This is a genomic window from Affinirhizobium straminoryzae (genome assembly GCF_007004135.1).
Lineage (GTDB): Bacteria > Pseudomonadota > Alphaproteobacteria > Rhizobiales > Rhizobiaceae > Neorhizobium > Neorhizobium straminoryzae.
Map to the genome: position 1 here is coordinate 1 of NZ_VJMG01000045.1, position 14,936 is coordinate 14,936.

Sequence of the window (14,936 nt, forward strand, 5' to 3'; positions counted from 1 at the left end):
AAGAAACCGGCAGCAGGCCATGTCGGGCATCTCCAAGAGTCAGGTGTCTCGGCTGTGCGAGGAGATCGACGACAAGGTGAGGGCCTTCCTCGACAGACCCATCGAAGGAGAATGGCCCTATCTGTGGATCGATGCCACCTACCTCGAGGTTCGTCGCGGTGGGCGCATCGTCTCGGTCGCGGTCATCATCGCCGTGGGTGTGAACACCGACGGTCGACGCGAGGTGCTTGGGATGGAGATCGGCACATCCGAGGCCGAGCCAATCTGGACAGAATTCCTGCGCAAGCTGACCAGGCGAGGCCTGCGCGGAGTGAAGCTCGCGGTCTCCAATGCCCATGAAGGGATCAAGGCCGCCGTCTCCAAGGTTCTATCGGCTACCTGGCAGAGGCGCAGGGTTCACTTCATGAGAAACGCGCTGGCCCATGCCGGAAAGAGCGGCCGACGAGTGGTCTCCGCCTTCATCGCCACGGCCTTCGCCCAGGATACGCCGGAGACCGCAAGCACTCAGTGGCGCAACGCCGCCGACCAGATCAGGCCGAAAGTGCCGAAGCTCGCCCAACTCATGGACACCGCTGAAGAAGACGTGCTCGCCTATATGACCTTTCCCAGGCAGCCCTGGACCAAGCTTCACAGCACCAACCCCATCGAGCGCCTCAATGGCGAGATCAAACGGCGCACCGAGGTCGTCGGCATCTTCCCTAACGATGGCGCCATCGTCCGCCTCGTCGACGCACTGCTGCTTGAGCAGAACGACGAATGGGCAGTCCAGCGATCCCGCGACATGACCCGTGAGACCATCGCCACAATGAGCGATGATCCGCTCATCAGCCTGCCAGCGGCAAGCTGACACATTCCCGGCTCTGTCCGGAAGGCACGGCGAGCGCCGAAGATACACAACCTCCTGGGACACGATCCACGACGCCAAAGACCTTCCGCGTCAAAACCCCCACGCAATGAAATTCCTGTTCGTATCCGAAATCTCCAGTTTGCACCTGAGATTCAGATTCATCGCGATTTGGGAAGGCCAAGAGTCACCAGCAGTGAGAACGCCTATTAGACATCCTCTTTGAGAAGATCGAAGGCCAGCACGCCCTCTCGGTTTTGGGGACGCTTGTAGATTTCGGGATTTTCCAGCGTGTGTCTGGCGTCCTGATAGCCGGCCCGCCAGTGATCGAGCATAGTCAGCCGCGAGAACTCGTAGTCCTTCGAGTGCCCCTCGTGTCTCTGTGTCCGGTAGATCAGGTGAACGACGCTATAGACCTTCTGGTCCGCCACCTCGGCGAGCAGCTTCACATGTTCGCTGTCCTGCAGCTCCGCAGGCAGGGTCTCGAGCAGGTGGGCGAGGGCGCCCCGGATACGCTGCAGACGCTTGAAGTGGTCGGTTTCCGATCGGGTGCGGCTGGAATACTGGATTTCCTTCTGACGCGTCGAGACCTCGAACAGATTGCCCGGCAGTTCGCCGCGCGCGCTCCACAGGTCGACCTGAAAGGCCAGCGTATCCTGGCGAATGCCAGCCGTATCGACCACCCATTGCAGTGGCGTGTTGGAAATCAGGCCGCCATCCCAGTAATGTTCTCCGTCGATTTCGACGGCGCCGAAGCCGGGCGGTAATGCACCGCTGGCCATGACATGTTCCGGCCCGATGCGATGGCGCGTGTTGTCGAAATAGGTGAAGTTTCCGGTCCTGACATTCACGGCACCGACCGAAAAGCGCATGTCGCGGTGATTGATGCGGTCGAAATCGACCAGTCGCTCCAGCGTGGATTTGAGCGCTCCCGTGTCGTAGAAACTCGTCGCCTCACGGTCACCCTGCGCATGGAGAAACGGTGACGGAACGCGCGGCGCGAAGAATTTCGTCGCGCCGAACGCCATGGTGTAATTGGCGCTGATGGCATTGTGGATCCGGCGCGCCAGGTCGCCTCGCGGCGTCAGCAGTTCATGCGTCGTGATCCAGTCCAGCAGCGGATTGGCCGTAATCGTGTCCCAGAAGGCCCGCAGCTTTTCCACCCGCTGTTCCGGCGGGTTGCCGGCAATCAGGGCGGCATTCACTGCCCCGATGGAAATGCCTGCCACCCAGTCGATCGGCAGGCGGGCCTCGGCCATCGCTTCATAGATCCCGGCCTGATAGGAGCCGAGTGCGCCGCCGCCCTGCAGCACCAGCGCGATGCATTCGAAGGGCGGGCGGCCTTGAGAGGATGGGCTGCGGGCTTTCATGGAGCCTCCTGACATCACTGCATGAACCAGCCGTGGCTGACGACGATGGACTGGCCGGTCAGGGCATTGCTTTCGAAGCCGGCAAAGAACAGCGCCGCTTCGGCGACATCCTTGGCGGTGGTGAACTCGCCATCCACCGTGTCCTTCAGCATGATGGTGCGCACGACCTCCTCCTCGGTGATCCCGAGGGTCTTTGCCTGTTCGGGGATCTGCTTGTCGACGAGCGGCGTGCGCACGAAGCCCGGGCAGATGACGTTGGCGCGCACCTTGTGCTTTGCGCCTTCCTTGGCCACCACCTTGGCAAGGCCGGAGAGGCCATGCTTGGCGGTGACATAAGGCGCCTTCAGGAGGGATGCTTCCTTGGAATGCACCGATCCCATGTAGATGATGCTGCCGCCCTGGCCCTGCCGATACATGTGGCGGAGCGCGGCACGTGTCGTCAGGAAGGCGCCGTCGAGATGGATCGCCAGCATCTGCTTCCACTTGGCGAAATCATAGTCATCGACCGGCGCCACGATCTGGATGCCGGCATTGCTGACCAGAATATCCAGCTGGCCGAACCGGGCGACGGTTTCGTCCATGCCCGCATCCACCTGTGTTTCGCTGGTCACGTCCATGCCGATGCCGATCGCGGTGCCTTTTCCATAGCGCGCGTCGATCTCTCCGGCGGCGCCATGGGCGGCGTCGACATTCAGGTCGGCAATGGCGACCTTTGCGCCGGCCTCGGCAAAGGTGAAGGCGATTTCCTTGCCGATGCCGCTGGCGGCACCGGTCACCATGGCGACTTTACGGGCGAGTTTCATGGATGCTCCTGGTTTGCGAGATAATCATGGATGACCTCGCCGAGGCCGAGCGTGAGATCGGCACGGAAATGCGAGGCGGACAGGATCTCCAGCACCGGCAGGTCATTGACCGGTGCCAGCGCGTGGCTGTCGAGTTTCAGGCTGCAGGGGCCGGTATAGGCCCATTTGAGATCGATATCCTGCAGATGGTATTCCACCAGCATCGCAGATGCGCGGCGTGCCATCGACATGCGGAATGATCTTGAGCAGGAAGTTGGGTGCTGCAAGGGACGCCAGCACGGGGCCATCCTCGAGCCGCACATGCTTGTAGCCCATCGTAGCGGTCGCGACCCGCACCGAACCGTAATCGAGCGTCGCGACGATGCAGTCGGTTTCGGTCGTCAGACGGGGGCTCGCAAGCTTCTTGGGAAAGCCCCAGAGTTCACGCCCGCCGGCAATCGGCGGATCGTCATTCAGGAACATGCAGTGCGTATAGCCGCCCCTTCGCCCCTGAAAGGAAACGGGAATGACCTGGCCGCTTTCGGTGTAATCGCCGAAGCCGGTCGAATCCGGCATGCGGATGAATTCGTATTTGACCACCGGATTGTCGCGGTCGATCTCCAGCGGTTCCGGCACCAGCCGGCGCAGAATATCGGGATCGGTGCGGTAGGTGATGATCAGGTATTCGCGGTTGAAGAACCGGTAGGGTCCCTTCGGAAATGCCGGGCTGGTGAGCGGCATGGCAAAGGCGTGCTTCAGGATCTCTGCTTCATTCATAATGGTCTTCGGCTCCAGAGGGACCGTCAAGGGTGTGCGCGAAAGAGCGCCGTCCGCTGGTCTTTTCGTGCCCGCCCGCCTCATCTCGGTCCGCTAATACGGGTGAGCTGCTCCGATCCGATGTCACGCGATACGGTCCGGGTGGGCGCAGAAGATGTTTAATGGCTCTGACGATGCAGCAGGAAGTGAGACGCAGTCAGCTCACTGTGAGCGGTCGTGTCGCAAGTGTGGCGGACCAGCGCACCAAGGTCCGTAAGCTTGTGCATGAAGCGCGAATGCCGGCGCGCTATGGTCAATGCCGGGGATCAAACAGTTCGTCAGGGAAAACGGAATCCGGTTTTCCCGAAAAGACAAACGCCAACAGGGGAATGCAGAATGCGTCGCGACGGAAAGGCGTGGGCGAGATCCGGTCTCTTGCGCGCGGGGGATGCCGATGAGGATCGCATGACCTTTCGGGAACAGGCCACGCACCGAAGGGGCCGATGGCTATCCGCCGTCCTGGCCCGCTATATCGTTCCTGAGGCTTCTGCCGGGCAGGGGGTGCTCACGATCCTCATGGATCACCCGTTCGGCGGCGCCGGCGAGATCGTCGTACTGGCCGTCCGCAAGGCTCCACAGGAAGGCGATGAGAGCGGCAGCGCTGAGGACGACTGCCAGCGGAACGAGAAACAAGGCGTCAGCCATGCGACGCCTCCTCGTGGCGTGGGGCGGCGAGCCGCAGCGCATTGAGGACGACGATCAGCGAGGATGACGACATGGCAACGGCGGCCATCAGTGGCGTGAGGAAACCTGCAACCGCCACCGGCACGGCCATCGCATTATAGGCGAGCGAGAGTGCGAAATTCTGCCGGATGAGATCGGCGCTCTTCACGGCGATCCGGTGTGCGAGCGGAATGGCGCTCAGACTTTCATGCAGGAAGATCAGATCGGCGGCGGTGCGTCCGATGTCGGAGGCTGATGCCGGCGCGATCGACACATTGGCGCTCGCAAGCGCTGCGGCATCGTTCAGCCCGTCGCCGACCATCAGCACCGTGCGCCCCTGTCGCTTCAGCTCTTCCAGGCGTCGGACCTTGTCCGCCGGCGTCGCCTCTGCGCGATAGGGGAGACCCAGGCGCCCTGCCAGATCCGCCACGGCGGATGCCCGGTCGCCGGACAACAGTTCGACGGCGAGCCCGCGTCCCTTGAGGTCTGCTATTGCGTCTGCGGCCCCGCCGCGCAGGCGGTCGCGGAACCGGAAGCTGGCGAGCGGTTTGTCGTCGCGGCTCAGAGCGACGCTCACCTGCGGGTCGACCGCGTGCAAGGGGGCCGCCCAGCCGGGCCGGCCAAGGCGGAAGACGGCGCCGTCGATCCGTGCTTCGAGACCGTAGCCGGCCTGCTCGCTCAACGCTTCCGCCCGTACCGCAAGCGGCTGCGGACAGGCGGCGGCGATGGCGCGGGAATAGGGGTGGCCGGACTGCGAGGCCATGCCGGCGGCGACCGCAAGGGCGCTATTCTCCTCCAGGTTTTCCGGATTTGGCCAGAGGAGTTCCGGCACACCGACCGTCAGCGTGCCCGTCTTGTCGAAGACGACCGTATCGATCTCGCGCAGGCGCTCCAGTGAACTGCCATCCTTGACCAGGATGCCCTTGCGAAAAAGCCGGCCTGCGGCCACCACCTGCACCATGGGCACTGCAAGGCCGAGCGCGCAGGGGCAGGTGATGATCAGCACGGCAATGGCCGTGGTGAGGGCCTGATGCAGACTGGCGCCGATCGCAAGCCAGCCGACGAGCGTCAGCGCTGCGGCGGCATGCACGACGGGCGCGTAAAGGGCCGCCGCCCGGTCCGCGATCCTGCGGTAGAGGCCTCGGCCGGATTCGGCGGCTTCCATCATCCGCGTCATCTCGGCGAGGAAGGACTGGCTGGATGGTCTGAGCGCCTGCAGGGTCAGCGGTGCGGCGAGATTGAGGATGCCCGCCTGCAGTTCAGCCCCGGTCGAAACGGGAACCGGCGCGCTTTCGCCGCTGACCAGCGAGCAGTCCGCCTCGGACGTCCCACTGACGATCCGCGCGTCGACCGGTACGCGCTGCCCGGCCGCCACTATAAGCAACATGCCGGGCATGACCTCCGACAGGGCGATGTCGCGGCGGCTTCCATTCGGTGCGATCACGGTGGCGCAGGGCGCTGCCAGCCGTGCGATGCCGGCGACGGCGCTGCGCGCGCGGGCTCGCATCATGTGATCCAATGTGCGGCCGATCAGCAGGAAAAAGAGCAGCGAGACGGCTGCGTCGAAATAGGCATGCCGGCCATGCTGCATCGTCTCCCAGACGCTGAGCGCGAAGGTCAGCGTCACGCCGATGGATATCGGCACGTCCATGTTGGTGCGGCCATGCTTCAGCGCCGACCAGGCCGAGCGATAGAACACCTGTCCGGCATAGAGGACGGTCGGCAGGGCGATCAGCCCCGACAGCAGGTGAAAATATTGCCGTGTCTGCGGATCGGCCCCGAACCAGACGGCAAAGGAGAGGAGCATGATGTTGCTGGAGGCGAAGGCGGCCACCGCGAGGGCCCGCATGAGGGCGCTCAATTCCGCATCATGGTGCTGATCGCCCAGTTCGGCGGCATGGGCCGGAAAACCGATCTCATCCAGCGTCTCGATCAGCGCTGGGGGATGATCCGCGTCTCTCCACTCGACGATGACCCGTTTCGTCGAGAGGTTGACGCGGGCCTGTGTCACGCCGGGCAGCGCGGACAGCGTCGTTTCCACGCGACGCAAGCAGGCGCCGCACTGCATCGACGGGACCACCAGTTCTGCCCGCCGGGATGCGCCGGCACCTGCCGGCCTGTGGCTGAAGAAGGCGAGATCGCGCGCACGCTCGGCAATCGACGGTGCCTGATCGAGGGGCAGTGACATGATAAGGTCCTCAAGCCGGTCGCGGGCCTATGGCCGCATCGCGCGGTAACTGTGCCATGTCCCGTGTCCCAGCACGGGAAAGACGATGATGAGCGGGAGCAGCCCAGACGCGACGCTGAGGGCAAACAGCACCGAGACGATGGCCGCCCAGGCGAGCATGACCTTCAGATTGTGCCAGACGAGCACCAGGCTGGTGCCCATCGCGGTCAAGGCATCGGAAGGCTCCTGCAGCAGGATGGGAAGCGACAGAGCGCCGATAGCGAAGGAAAGCGCGGCGAACAGACCGCCAACCGCGCCGCCGACCATCAGCATGGCCCAGCCTGTCGGCGTGAAGGCGAGCATCGGGATCAGATGATCGAGGCCCGGGAAGGGCAGGAGACCGAAGAACAGCGCATAGAGGATGACGGCCGCGCGCAGCCACACCATCATCAGCAGGCAGAGAAGGGCGCCGGCAAACACCACCTGATAGCCGGAGACCGGCCGCACGAAGAGCATGTCGCGCAGACGCACCGGCAGGCCGAGCGACAGCCGTTTGCTCTTTTCGTAAAGGCCCATGGCGAGCACCGGACCGATCACCATGAGGCCGGACAGTGCCGGGAACAGGATGTAGTCGGCGCCGTAGGCAATCAGCGACCAGAGGGCAGCGGCAAGCAGGACCCAGACGAACAGACCGTAGCTCAGGCTGAGGAGAGGGCCGCGCATCAGGTCGCGCCAGCCGGAGCGTAACCAGCGAAGGGCCTCGTCGGCGGGCAGGTTGCGGGCCCATTGGTCTCGCCGGGGCTCGGCCGGCAGGATTTCCGGAAGGGCATCGTTCATCGGTCACTCCGCGGGTTTTCGGTGAGGTGAGCCGGGCTGCAGGACGAACCGGCGGCCGCGAAGGCACTGCCGGTCTGGCGCTCGCCGATGCGGCGGTGCGGCACGCAATCCGGCTGCGAGGCGAGCGAGACATAGACCAGATGCGCATTGGCGCCGGCGACGAGCGCTGTCAGCGCCACGGTGATGGCGATCATGAGGACACGGTGGTTGCGCCCAATGGCGGCCGGCGCACTCATGGCTGCCGCGTCCTGAGGTCCGCGACATAGGCGGCGAGCAGCTTGACATTGCGCGCCCCAAGCCGCGCCTCCCAGCTGGGCATGTGCCCCTGCCGGCCATACCATACGGTCTGAAAGATCGTTTGCAGATCGCCGCCATAGAGCCAGGTGGTGTCGGTGAGGTTGGGCGCGCCGACATCCGCTTTGCCGCGGGCATCGGCGCCATGGCAGGCCGCGCACTGCGCGGCGAAGATCCTGGCGCCGGCAGGATGGGCAAGGGCCGAAACGGCAGTTCCGTCACGGCTGAGGTCATGAACATAGGCGATCACTGCGTCCACCTCGGGGCGGCTGAGAATGCCGTCCTGGCCGAAGGCGGGCATTTGCGCTGTGCGCGATTCCGGATGGTCGGAATTGACGCCGACGCGGATGGTTTGCTGCAGGACTTCCGGCCTGTCGCCCCAGTTCAGCGCGCCGGCGGCCAGATTGGGAAATCCGGTGTTGCCCGTCGCGTGGATGCCATGGCAGGCAGCACAGTTCTGGCCGAACAGCAGGCGGCCGGCCTCGCGGATCTCCTGCATGGCGGCTGGATCGGCGGCAAAGCTCGCAAAGTCCTGCCGGTCCAGAACCTCATGCCAGGGTGCCCGCTCGGCTTCGGCGTGGGCAACAGCGCGTTCGACCACCCGACGCTCGTCATAGCCAAGCAGCCCCTTGGTATAGGTGGTGCCGAGCGGCAGGGCCGGCATCAGCAGCCAGTAGATCAGCCCGAAGGTGGTGGTCAGGCTCAGGAACACGTAGACGATGCGCGGCACCGGCGTGTTGAGTTCCTTGATGCCGTTCCATTCATGCCCGGTGGTCAGGTAGCCGGTGACCGGATCGCGTTCGCCTAGCGCCATGGGCGGTCCTCCCGGTTGAGGATCGCGGTGGATGCGTCGCGGAACTCCTTCTGGCGCGCCGGCCAGCAGGCATAGGCGACGACCGCGATCGACAGGATTACCAGATAGATGAGGCCGAAGGTCTTGGCGACCCAGACCAGTGTCTCGTGGGAAAGGTCCATGGTCACTCCAGGTCTTTCGCAAGGGTGTCGCGGCTTGCGGCATCGGTCAGCCGTCCGAGAATCTGCAGATAGGCGACCAGCGAATCCATTTCGGTCAGACGGCCGGGCGTGCCGTCGAAGGCGCGGACGGTCGTCGCCTCGCCGTAGCGCGCCGTCAGGTCCTTCACCCCGCTGCCGTCCGGATTGGCCTGGGCATAGGCATCGTCCGCCGCGTGGCGGATCATGTCCGGCGTGTAGGGAACGCCGACGGCGCGCTGGGTGGCCAGCTGGTCCCGAAGGTCGTCGATGCGCAGGTCATTCTCCATCAGCCAGCCATAGGACGGCATGATCGAAACCGGCACGACATCGCGCGGATCGAGGAGGTGGCGCACATGCCATTCGTCGGAATATTTGCCGCCGAGGCGGGCGATGTCCGGCCCCGTGCGCTTGGAGCCCCACAGCATCGGGTGGTCATATTTCGATTCCACCGCCAGACTGTAAGGACCGTAGCGCTCCACCTCGTCGCGCAGCGTGCGGATCATCTGCGAGTGGCAGGCATAGCAGCCCTCGCGCATGTAGATGTTGCGGCCGGCGAGTTCCAGCGGCGTATAGACGCGCATGTCCGGTGCCGCCTCGACGGTCTGGTCGATGGTAAAGAGCGGTGCGATCTCCACGAAGCCGCCGATGCTGGCGGCGGCGATGATGCCGAGCGTCATGCCGATCGCCCGCCGTTCCAGCCTGTAGTGCAGTGTGAACATGGCCTACTCCGCCGGCTGCGTGGCCGCATCGTCCAGTCCGTCGCGAAGCGGCTTCCGGGAAGCGGCTTCCGTCGCCGGCGCGGCAAAGCGGATCGTGAGATAGAGGTTGAGACAGCCCGCCAGCGCGCCGAGCAGGTACAGCAGTCCGCCCAAGGCGCGCGCGATGTAATAGGGCCGCATGGCGACGACGGAGTCGAGGAAGGTGTAGGCCAGATTGCCGTTTTCGGTATAGGTGCGCCACATCAGGCCCTGGATGATACCGGCATTCCAGAGGGCGAAGACGTAGACCGCCGTGCCGGAGAGCGCGAGCCAGAAGTGCACTTCCACCAGCGCCGGCGAATACATGCGCTCGCGCTTCCACAGCCAGGGGATCGATGCATAGAGCGCGCCGAAGGTGATCATCGCCACCCAGCCGAGCGCGCCCGCATGCACATGGCCGACCGTCCAGTCGGTGTAATGGGATAGCGCATTGACGGAGCGGATCGCCATGAACGAGCCTTCGAAGGTGGTGAGCCCGTAGAAGACGGCGGCGATCATCATGAAGCGCAGCGTGGCATCGTCGCGCACCTTGTGCCAGGCGCCGTTCAGCGTGAGCAGCGCATTGGCCGCCGACCCCCAGGAGGGCACCAGAAGAACGAGCGAGAAGGTCATGCCGAGGGTCTGCACCCATTGCGGCAGGGCGGTGTGATGCAGGTGGTGCGAGCCCACCCACATATACATGAAGGTGATGCCCCAGAAGCTGATGATCGACAGGCGGTAGGAGAAGATCGGCCGCCCAGCGCGGATCGGCAGGTAGTAATACATCATGCCGAGAAAGCCGGCCGTCAGGAAGAAGGCCACCGCATTGTGCCCGTACCACCATTCCGTCAGCGCATCCTGCACGCCGGAAAACAGCGAATGGCTCTTGGCACTGAGGAAGGAGACCGGGACTGCGAGGTTGTTGACGATGTGCAGCATCGCCACCACCAGAATGAAGGCCATGTAGTACCAGTTGGCCACATAGATATGCGGCTCCTCGCGGCGCGCCAGCGTGCGCATGTAGAGCACGAAATAGGTGACCCAGACGATGACCAGCCACAGATCGGCATACCATTCCGGCTCGGCATATTCCTTGGACTGGGTGATGCCGAGCAAATAGCCGGTGACGGCGAGAATGCAGAAGAGGTTGTAGCCGATGAGCACGAACCAGGGGCTCAGCTGGTCCGGCAGGCGCACGCGGCAGGTGCGCTGCATCACATAGAAGGAGGTGGCGATCAGACCATTGCCGCCGAAGCCGAAGATGACACCGGTGGTGTGGACGGGGCGCAGCCGGCCGAAGCTCGACCAGGCGCTGCCGGTCGTCCAGGTCGGCTCGACCATCAGCCAGGCCACCCAGTCGCCGACGAACATGGCGAAGGCCGCCCAGACGAAGGTCAGGATGACGCCGACCTTGCTCGGATCGTCGTAGTAGGCATTGAAGCGCTCGATCGATGGTTCGGGGTCATAAAGATGCCCCATCACCGGGAAGGCCAGTGCCAGTGAAAGCACCAGGACGAGGGCGCCATGCACCGCGATCGGATCGCCATGTCCGGCTGCGGCAAAAGTCAGCCCGACAAGCGCCATCACGAGCAGGATGAGCAGTGCCCGCCGGCGCTCGTCCATCGTCAAGTTCGAGATCACATCCATGTCCTTCCGTTTGGCGGTCAAGATTACCGTTCACCGCAGAGGTGTGCCGAGCCGACCGCCCGTGAACATCGCCTTCGGCGAACGCAAGACCTGCGGCCGGGAGATCAAGGCCCGTCTGGTCCGCTCGGCGACGGGAGATGCCGCCCGTCCAGGCCTTTGGCGTCTGGTTGTCCCGGACGGTTGCACCATCAGGGCGGCATGGCTGCCTGCGGGTCCCGAGATCCGCAGGCAGCCTCGTCCGTGCCCGGAACGCGCAACAGCCAGGTAGCGGGGGGCCTCTGGCTGTTCCACGCCGGGTCCGGCATGAATGCGAAAAACATGCGAGGGTGGACGGACATCTTTCTAGAGATGCGCCGCCGGTGCCGGAAGTGAGATCACCGTCGGCTTACTGTAAGTTGAGGTGAGGACCGCTCAGGCAATGAGCGCGCTTGCGATGCGCGCCTCGCCGGTCAGCGCCCTGAACCGGTCGAAATTGCGGATCACATCGAACCTCCGGTCCATGCGAATCCAGACGGTGGACAATTCCCGATTGCGCAAGGCCAGATGCAGATAGCGCAGGGCAGCCTCGCCGTCGCCAATGGCGCAGGCGAGGGTGGAGTGGGCGAAGAAGCTGGCTTTCGGGCTGCCGGTCTTCAGCAGGGCGGCGGCGCGATCGGGCGATCCCAGCCAGGCCTCCAGTTCGGCATTGGCAAAGACCAGCAACGGATGCGTCATCATCATCGTGCCGAGCGGCTGCAGACAGTGGCGGGCAAATTCCGGATTGCCGGCAAAGTGGGCGCCGAGTGCCAGATAGAACAGGGCTTCCATCGGCGCGTTCCGCAATGTCAGGGCGGATACCGTTTCTGAAAGCTTGGAGAAGTTCCGAGACTGGAACCGGCTCAGCGCTTCAGCAATATCCTGTTGCTGGGAAAACGGCTCGATCCGCCTTGCCTCCGCAAAAAGCCGCTCGGATTCATCCTCCCTGCCGCGCGCGGCAAGGTAGGTGCCGAACACCCGCGCGGTTCTGGCATGATAGCCATAGGTCATCGCAGCATTGAAACTGGTCTCTGCTGCCGGCCAGTCGCGCTCCAGCCAGGCCTGAACCACACCCAGAGCGGTCAAGGCTTCGGCCGATTGTGGATCGATCTCGAGCGCTTTTTCCACGGCAGGCCGCGCAAAGGAACGCGCCGTTGCTGCATCCACCATGCCGATCCGGAACATGTCGCAGTAGCAATCGGCAATCCCGGAGTGGCCGCGCGCATAATCGGCGGTATCCTCGGCAATCTTCGAGAAGATGGAAAGAGATTCACGCAGGCTCTCCGGCACCTGGCGATCCAGCAGCTGGCGCGCCCTGTAGAGCTGGCCGTGGGCCTGAACGGCCGCCGGCCCTGGTTTGACAAGGCGCGCCCGCAGCTTGGATGTATCGAACCGGTGGCGGCTGACAAAGGTTGTGGCAATCCGTTCCGGCAGGTCCGCATGTTGATCGATCGAGCCTTCAAACCGGTCGGAGGTAACGACCACGCCGCGGTGATCGGACACCTCGAGCGTGACGCGGATAATATCCGCGTGTTCTCGCACCGTGCCCTGAATGACGGCGTCGACCCCGAGCTCCGCAGCAAGGTCTCGGATCGATGGTTGCTTGTCCTTGTAGGCGAATGTCGTTGCCCGCGACAGAATATTCAGTCCGGGTTCGGAACCGAACGTAAAAATCAGCTCGTCCGTGATGATGTCGGCAAATGCCTGGGTGGCCACATCACCAGACACCGCACGGAAAGGCAGGATGGCGATCACGGCGCCCGGCCCGTTACGGAAGATGTTCCGGTCGGGTCCCTGATGCAGCGGCGACGCATCACGCTCACCGGATCTGATGACAAAGGCCGGCACATAGGTTCCTGTGGGAATCATGATCGTGATCGGGTCCGACTGCCCGTAAATGCGGCTGTGCTCTTCCAGCTTCCTGCGCAGTCGCCTTGCCTCGACGCGAACGGTTGAATCGATGCGGGGATCGTAGGGCGGATCGCGCTGGTAGACCGCGTTGCCGATCACGGCTTCCTTCAGCTCGCCCGCACGACCATTCAGCGTTTCTTCCACCACGTAACTGAGCAGTTCGATCAGGCGCTCCGAACCCGCAAAGGCCGGACTTTTGCGCAGCAGGCTCATCTGCTCCCGTATGGCCGAAGCTGGCAGGTCGGTCTTCATGAAATTCTCGTTCTCTCAAAGGCTTAGGTGCGAACCCGCGGATCCTTCGCTGTCGGCAGAGAGGCTGCTACGGGCAGCGTCACCCAAGCTCGCTCCCCTCAAACGATGTGAGTTCCTGCGAACTCACGACCAGCTCACTTCCGTTAATGCAATTAAATATTACTTTTGACCCAACTTCAACACCAGGTGGTGTGGCGCAATGTTGAGGGAACTTGGCACAACCTCGTTTCCGTCTGTGGCGTCAGCCAAAGCGCATCGGATCGATCTGCCCGGAGTGGAACCGAACCCGCCCCCTGCAGAGCATCGACCACGCGCGCCCCTGGCCGCCGCCTTAAGCTTGTCCCCGTGACACACACGCATTCGCGCTTTCTCTGAAAGGTTTTTGATAATGGTGAGTAAACTCGGCGCGGCACTCGGCGTCGCAAGCATCGCAGGCCTTGCCGGGCTGTTGTGGTTCGCCACCCGTCCACCGGCGCTTGTCGTGCAGGGGGAGGTGTCTGCGGATCGCGTTGACGTCAGCCCGCGGGTGTCCGGCCGTGTCGCACAGCTGAATGTCGATGTGGGCGATACGGTAGAGCAGGGGATCGTGATTGCGCAGCTCGAAAGTCCGCAATTGGTCGCTGCGACGCTGGCGACGCAGGCGGCGCTGGCCGTGGCAAGGGCGGATCTGGATCGTGTGAACAGCACGCGTCCCGAGGTGATCGAGGCGCATAAGGCCGAAGTGCGTGCCGCCGATGCGGATGTGGTGCTCTACCTCTCCGACAAGGATCGCCAGACCAAGCTTGCGGAAACCAACGCGGCCTCGCAGGCTCGGCTCGAGCAGTCCAGCCGCAATCTTGAATCGGCGCTGCGGGCGCGCGAGGCGGCGCAGGCCAATCTCGATCTGGCGGTGGCCGGTGCCAGCAAGGAAGAACGGGCGCTGGCACTGACAAAGGTGGAACAGGCCGAAGCGACGCTGAACCAGCAGCAGACCGACGTGAAGGAACTGACGCTGGTTGCCCCCATTGCCGGACAGGTGACCACGCGGATTGCCGAACTGGGCGAAAATTTCAGCGCCGGAGCACCGCTCTTTTCAATCGTCGACATCGCCCATCCCTGGTTTACCTTCAACCTGCGCGAGGATCTGCTGAAGGGCCTGAAGGTCGGCGACAGCCTGTCCGTCCTGGTGCCGGCGCTCAAGAATGCGACCGTGAATGCGCGGGTGACGGTGATCAACGCGCAGGGGCAATATGCGACCTGGCGCGCCACGCGTGCCACCGGCGATTTCGACCTCAGAACCTTCGAGGTGCGCGCCGAGCCGGTGGACCGGGTGGACGGGTTGCGGCCCGGCATGAGCGCCATCCTCTCCTGGTCCCGGCCGGAGCGATGAGATGCGCGGAAAAACCAGTCTGAGGCCCGGTTTCCTCATCGTCTTCGTGCGGGAACTTGGGCAGTTCCGCAAGCATCCCCTGCTGCTCGCCCTGACGGTGGTGCTGCCGCTCTTCCTGATGGGTATCCTGTCTGCCGTGTTCAGCCAGGGGCTGGCGACACGGCTTCCGATTGCGGTTCTCAATCTGGATGGCGGCGATCTCTCCCGCATGATCATCCGCACCGTCGATGCGACGCCGG

The 14,936-nt window shown here is 63.8% G+C and carries 13 protein-coding genes and 2 pseudogenes; 3 read left to right on the forward strand and 12 right to left on the reverse strand.

The genetic code is table 11. From position 1 onward, the window contains the following. A partial coding sequence (locus tag FNA46_RS15625) for an IS256 family transposase (RefSeq protein WP_143126140.1) occupies positions 1 to 847 on the forward strand: 847 nt, incomplete at its 5' end. A gap of 206 nt (positions 848 to 1,053) precedes the next feature. On the opposite strand, the gene FNA46_RS15630 is transcribed toward FNA46_RS15625, so the two are convergent. The 12 genes and pseudogenes from FNA46_RS15630 to FNA46_RS15685 all read right to left on the reverse strand — a co-directional run bounded on the left by FNA46_RS15630 (position 1,054) and on the right by FNA46_RS15685 (position 13,328). Next, positions 1,054 to 2,214 (reverse strand): patatin-like phospholipase family protein, encoded by a 1,161-nt coding sequence (locus FNA46_RS15630; RefSeq protein ID WP_143126141.1) that lies wholly within the window; start codon positions 2,212 to 2,214, stop codon positions 1,054 to 1,056. Between the two features lie 14 nt (positions 2,215 to 2,228). After that, positions 2,229 to 3,017: a 3-hydroxybutyrate dehydrogenase gene (locus FNA46_RS15635; RefSeq protein WP_143126142.1), complete on the reverse strand. Its 789-nt coding sequence runs from the start codon at positions 3,015 to 3,017 to the stop codon at positions 2,229 to 2,231. After that, a pseudogene (locus FNA46_RS15640) lies at positions 3,014 to 3,773 on the reverse strand (acetoacetate decarboxylase). Before FNA46_RS15640 ends, FNA46_RS15635 begins: the two are co-directional and overlap by 4 nt. A 486-nt stretch (positions 3,774 to 4,259) precedes the next feature. Then, complete coding sequence (gene ccoS / locus FNA46_RS15645) at positions 4,260 to 4,457, reverse strand: cbb3-type cytochrome oxidase assembly protein CcoS (RefSeq protein WP_143126143.1); 198 nt, start codon at positions 4,455 to 4,457, stop codon at positions 4,260 to 4,262. After that, positions 4,450 to 6,663 (reverse strand): heavy metal translocating P-type ATPase, encoded by a 2,214-nt coding sequence (locus FNA46_RS15650; RefSeq protein WP_143126144.1) that lies wholly within the window; start codon positions 6,661 to 6,663, stop codon positions 4,450 to 4,452. The genes ccoS and FNA46_RS15650 overlap by 8 nt, the downstream gene beginning before the upstream one ends. 27 nt (positions 6,664 to 6,690) lie before the next feature. Next, entirely contained in the window at positions 6,691 to 7,479 is a 789-nt protein-coding gene (locus FNA46_RS15655) for a DUF2189 domain-containing protein (RefSeq protein WP_143126145.1), read from the reverse strand. Further along, the gene (locus FNA46_RS15660) at positions 7,476 to 7,715 is read right to left on the reverse strand and encodes a hypothetical protein (protein WP_143126146.1); all 240 of its coding nucleotides are present in this window, start codon (positions 7,713 to 7,715) and stop codon (positions 7,476 to 7,478) included. Before FNA46_RS15660 ends, FNA46_RS15655 begins: the two co-directional genes overlap by 4 nt. Continuing rightward, a complete protein-coding gene (ccoP, locus tag FNA46_RS15665) occupies positions 7,712 to 8,587 on the reverse strand; it encodes a cytochrome-c oxidase, cbb3-type subunit III (RefSeq protein WP_143126147.1) in 876 nt (291 codons plus the stop codon). Before ccoP ends, FNA46_RS15660 begins: the two co-directional genes overlap by 4 nt. After that, positions 8,578 to 8,748 carry a cbb3-type cytochrome c oxidase subunit 3 gene (locus tag FNA46_RS15670; RefSeq protein ID WP_143126148.1) on the reverse strand — a complete coding sequence of 57 codons (171 nt, stop codon included), beginning with the start codon at positions 8,746 to 8,748 and terminating at the stop codon, positions 8,578 to 8,580. The genes ccoP and FNA46_RS15670 overlap by 10 nt, the downstream gene beginning before the upstream one ends. A 2-nt stretch (positions 8,749 to 8,750) precedes the next feature. Next, positions 8,751 to 9,485: a cytochrome-c oxidase, cbb3-type subunit II gene (gene ccoO, locus FNA46_RS15675; RefSeq protein WP_143126149.1), complete on the reverse strand. Its 735-nt coding sequence runs from the start codon at positions 9,483 to 9,485 to the stop codon at positions 8,751 to 8,753. Between the two features lie 3 nt (positions 9,486 to 9,488). Further along, the gene (gene ccoN, locus FNA46_RS15680; RefSeq protein WP_143126152.1) at positions 9,489 to 11,150 is read right to left on the reverse strand and encodes a cytochrome-c oxidase, cbb3-type subunit I; all 1,662 of its coding nucleotides are present in this window, start codon (positions 11,148 to 11,150) and stop codon (positions 9,489 to 9,491) included. A 411-nt stretch (positions 11,151 to 11,561) separates the two neighbouring features. Beyond that, entirely contained in the window at positions 11,562 to 13,328 is a 1,767-nt protein-coding gene (locus FNA46_RS15685; RefSeq protein ID WP_143126150.1) for a tetratricopeptide repeat protein, read from the reverse strand. Positions 13,329 to 13,716: 388 nt separating this feature from the next. Between FNA46_RS15685 and FNA46_RS15690 the strand changes: the two genes are divergently transcribed. Continuing rightward, a complete protein-coding gene (locus FNA46_RS15690; protein WP_143126151.1) occupies positions 13,717 to 14,697 on the forward strand; it encodes an HlyD family secretion protein in 981 nt (326 codons plus the stop codon). A gap of 1 nt (position 14,698) precedes the next feature. Continuing rightward, positions 14,699 to 14,936 (forward strand): annotated as a pseudogene (locus FNA46_RS15695) (ABC transporter permease); the annotation flags it as partial.

Coding starts and splice junctions, on each gene's coding strand:
- FNA46_RS15630 (WP_143126141.1), bottom strand. CDS start 2,214: ATGAAAGCCCGCAGCCCATCCTCTCAAGGCCGCCCGCCCTTCGAATGC.
- FNA46_RS15635 (WP_143126142.1), bottom strand. CDS start 3,017: ATGAAACTCGCCCGTAAAGTCGCCATGGTGACCGGTGCCGCCAGCGGC.
- ccoS (WP_143126143.1), bottom strand. CDS start 4,457: ATGGCTGACGCCTTGTTTCTCGTTCCGCTGGCAGTCGTCCTCAGCGCT.
- FNA46_RS15650 (WP_143126144.1), bottom strand. CDS start 6,663: ATGTCACTGCCCCTCGATCAGGCACCGTCGATTGCCGAGCGTGCGCGC.
- FNA46_RS15655 (WP_143126145.1), bottom strand. CDS start 7,479: ATGAACGATGCCCTTCCGGAAATCCTGCCGGCCGAGCCCCGGCGAGAC.
- FNA46_RS15660 (WP_143126146.1), bottom strand. CDS start 7,715: ATGAGTGCGCCGGCCGCCATTGGGCGCAACCACCGTGTCCTCATGATC.
- ccoP (WP_143126147.1), bottom strand. CDS start 8,587: ATGGCGCTAGGCGAACGCGATCCGGTCACCGGCTACCTGACCACCGGG.
- FNA46_RS15670 (WP_143126148.1), bottom strand. CDS start 8,748: ATGGACCTTTCCCACGAGACACTGGTCTGGGTCGCCAAGACCTTCGGC.
- ccoO (WP_143126149.1), bottom strand. CDS start 9,485: ATGTTCACACTGCACTACAGGCTGGAACGGCGGGCGATCGGCATGACG.
- ccoN (WP_143126152.1), bottom strand. CDS start 11,150: ATGGATGTGATCTCGAACTTGACGATGGACGAGCGCCGGCGGGCACTG.
- FNA46_RS15685 (WP_143126150.1), bottom strand. CDS start 13,328: ATGAAGACCGACCTGCCAGCTTCGGCCATACGGGAGCAGATGAGCCTG.
- FNA46_RS15690 (WP_143126151.1), top strand. CDS start 13,717: ATGGTGAGTAAACTCGGCGCGGCACTCGGCGTCGCAAGCATCGCAGGC.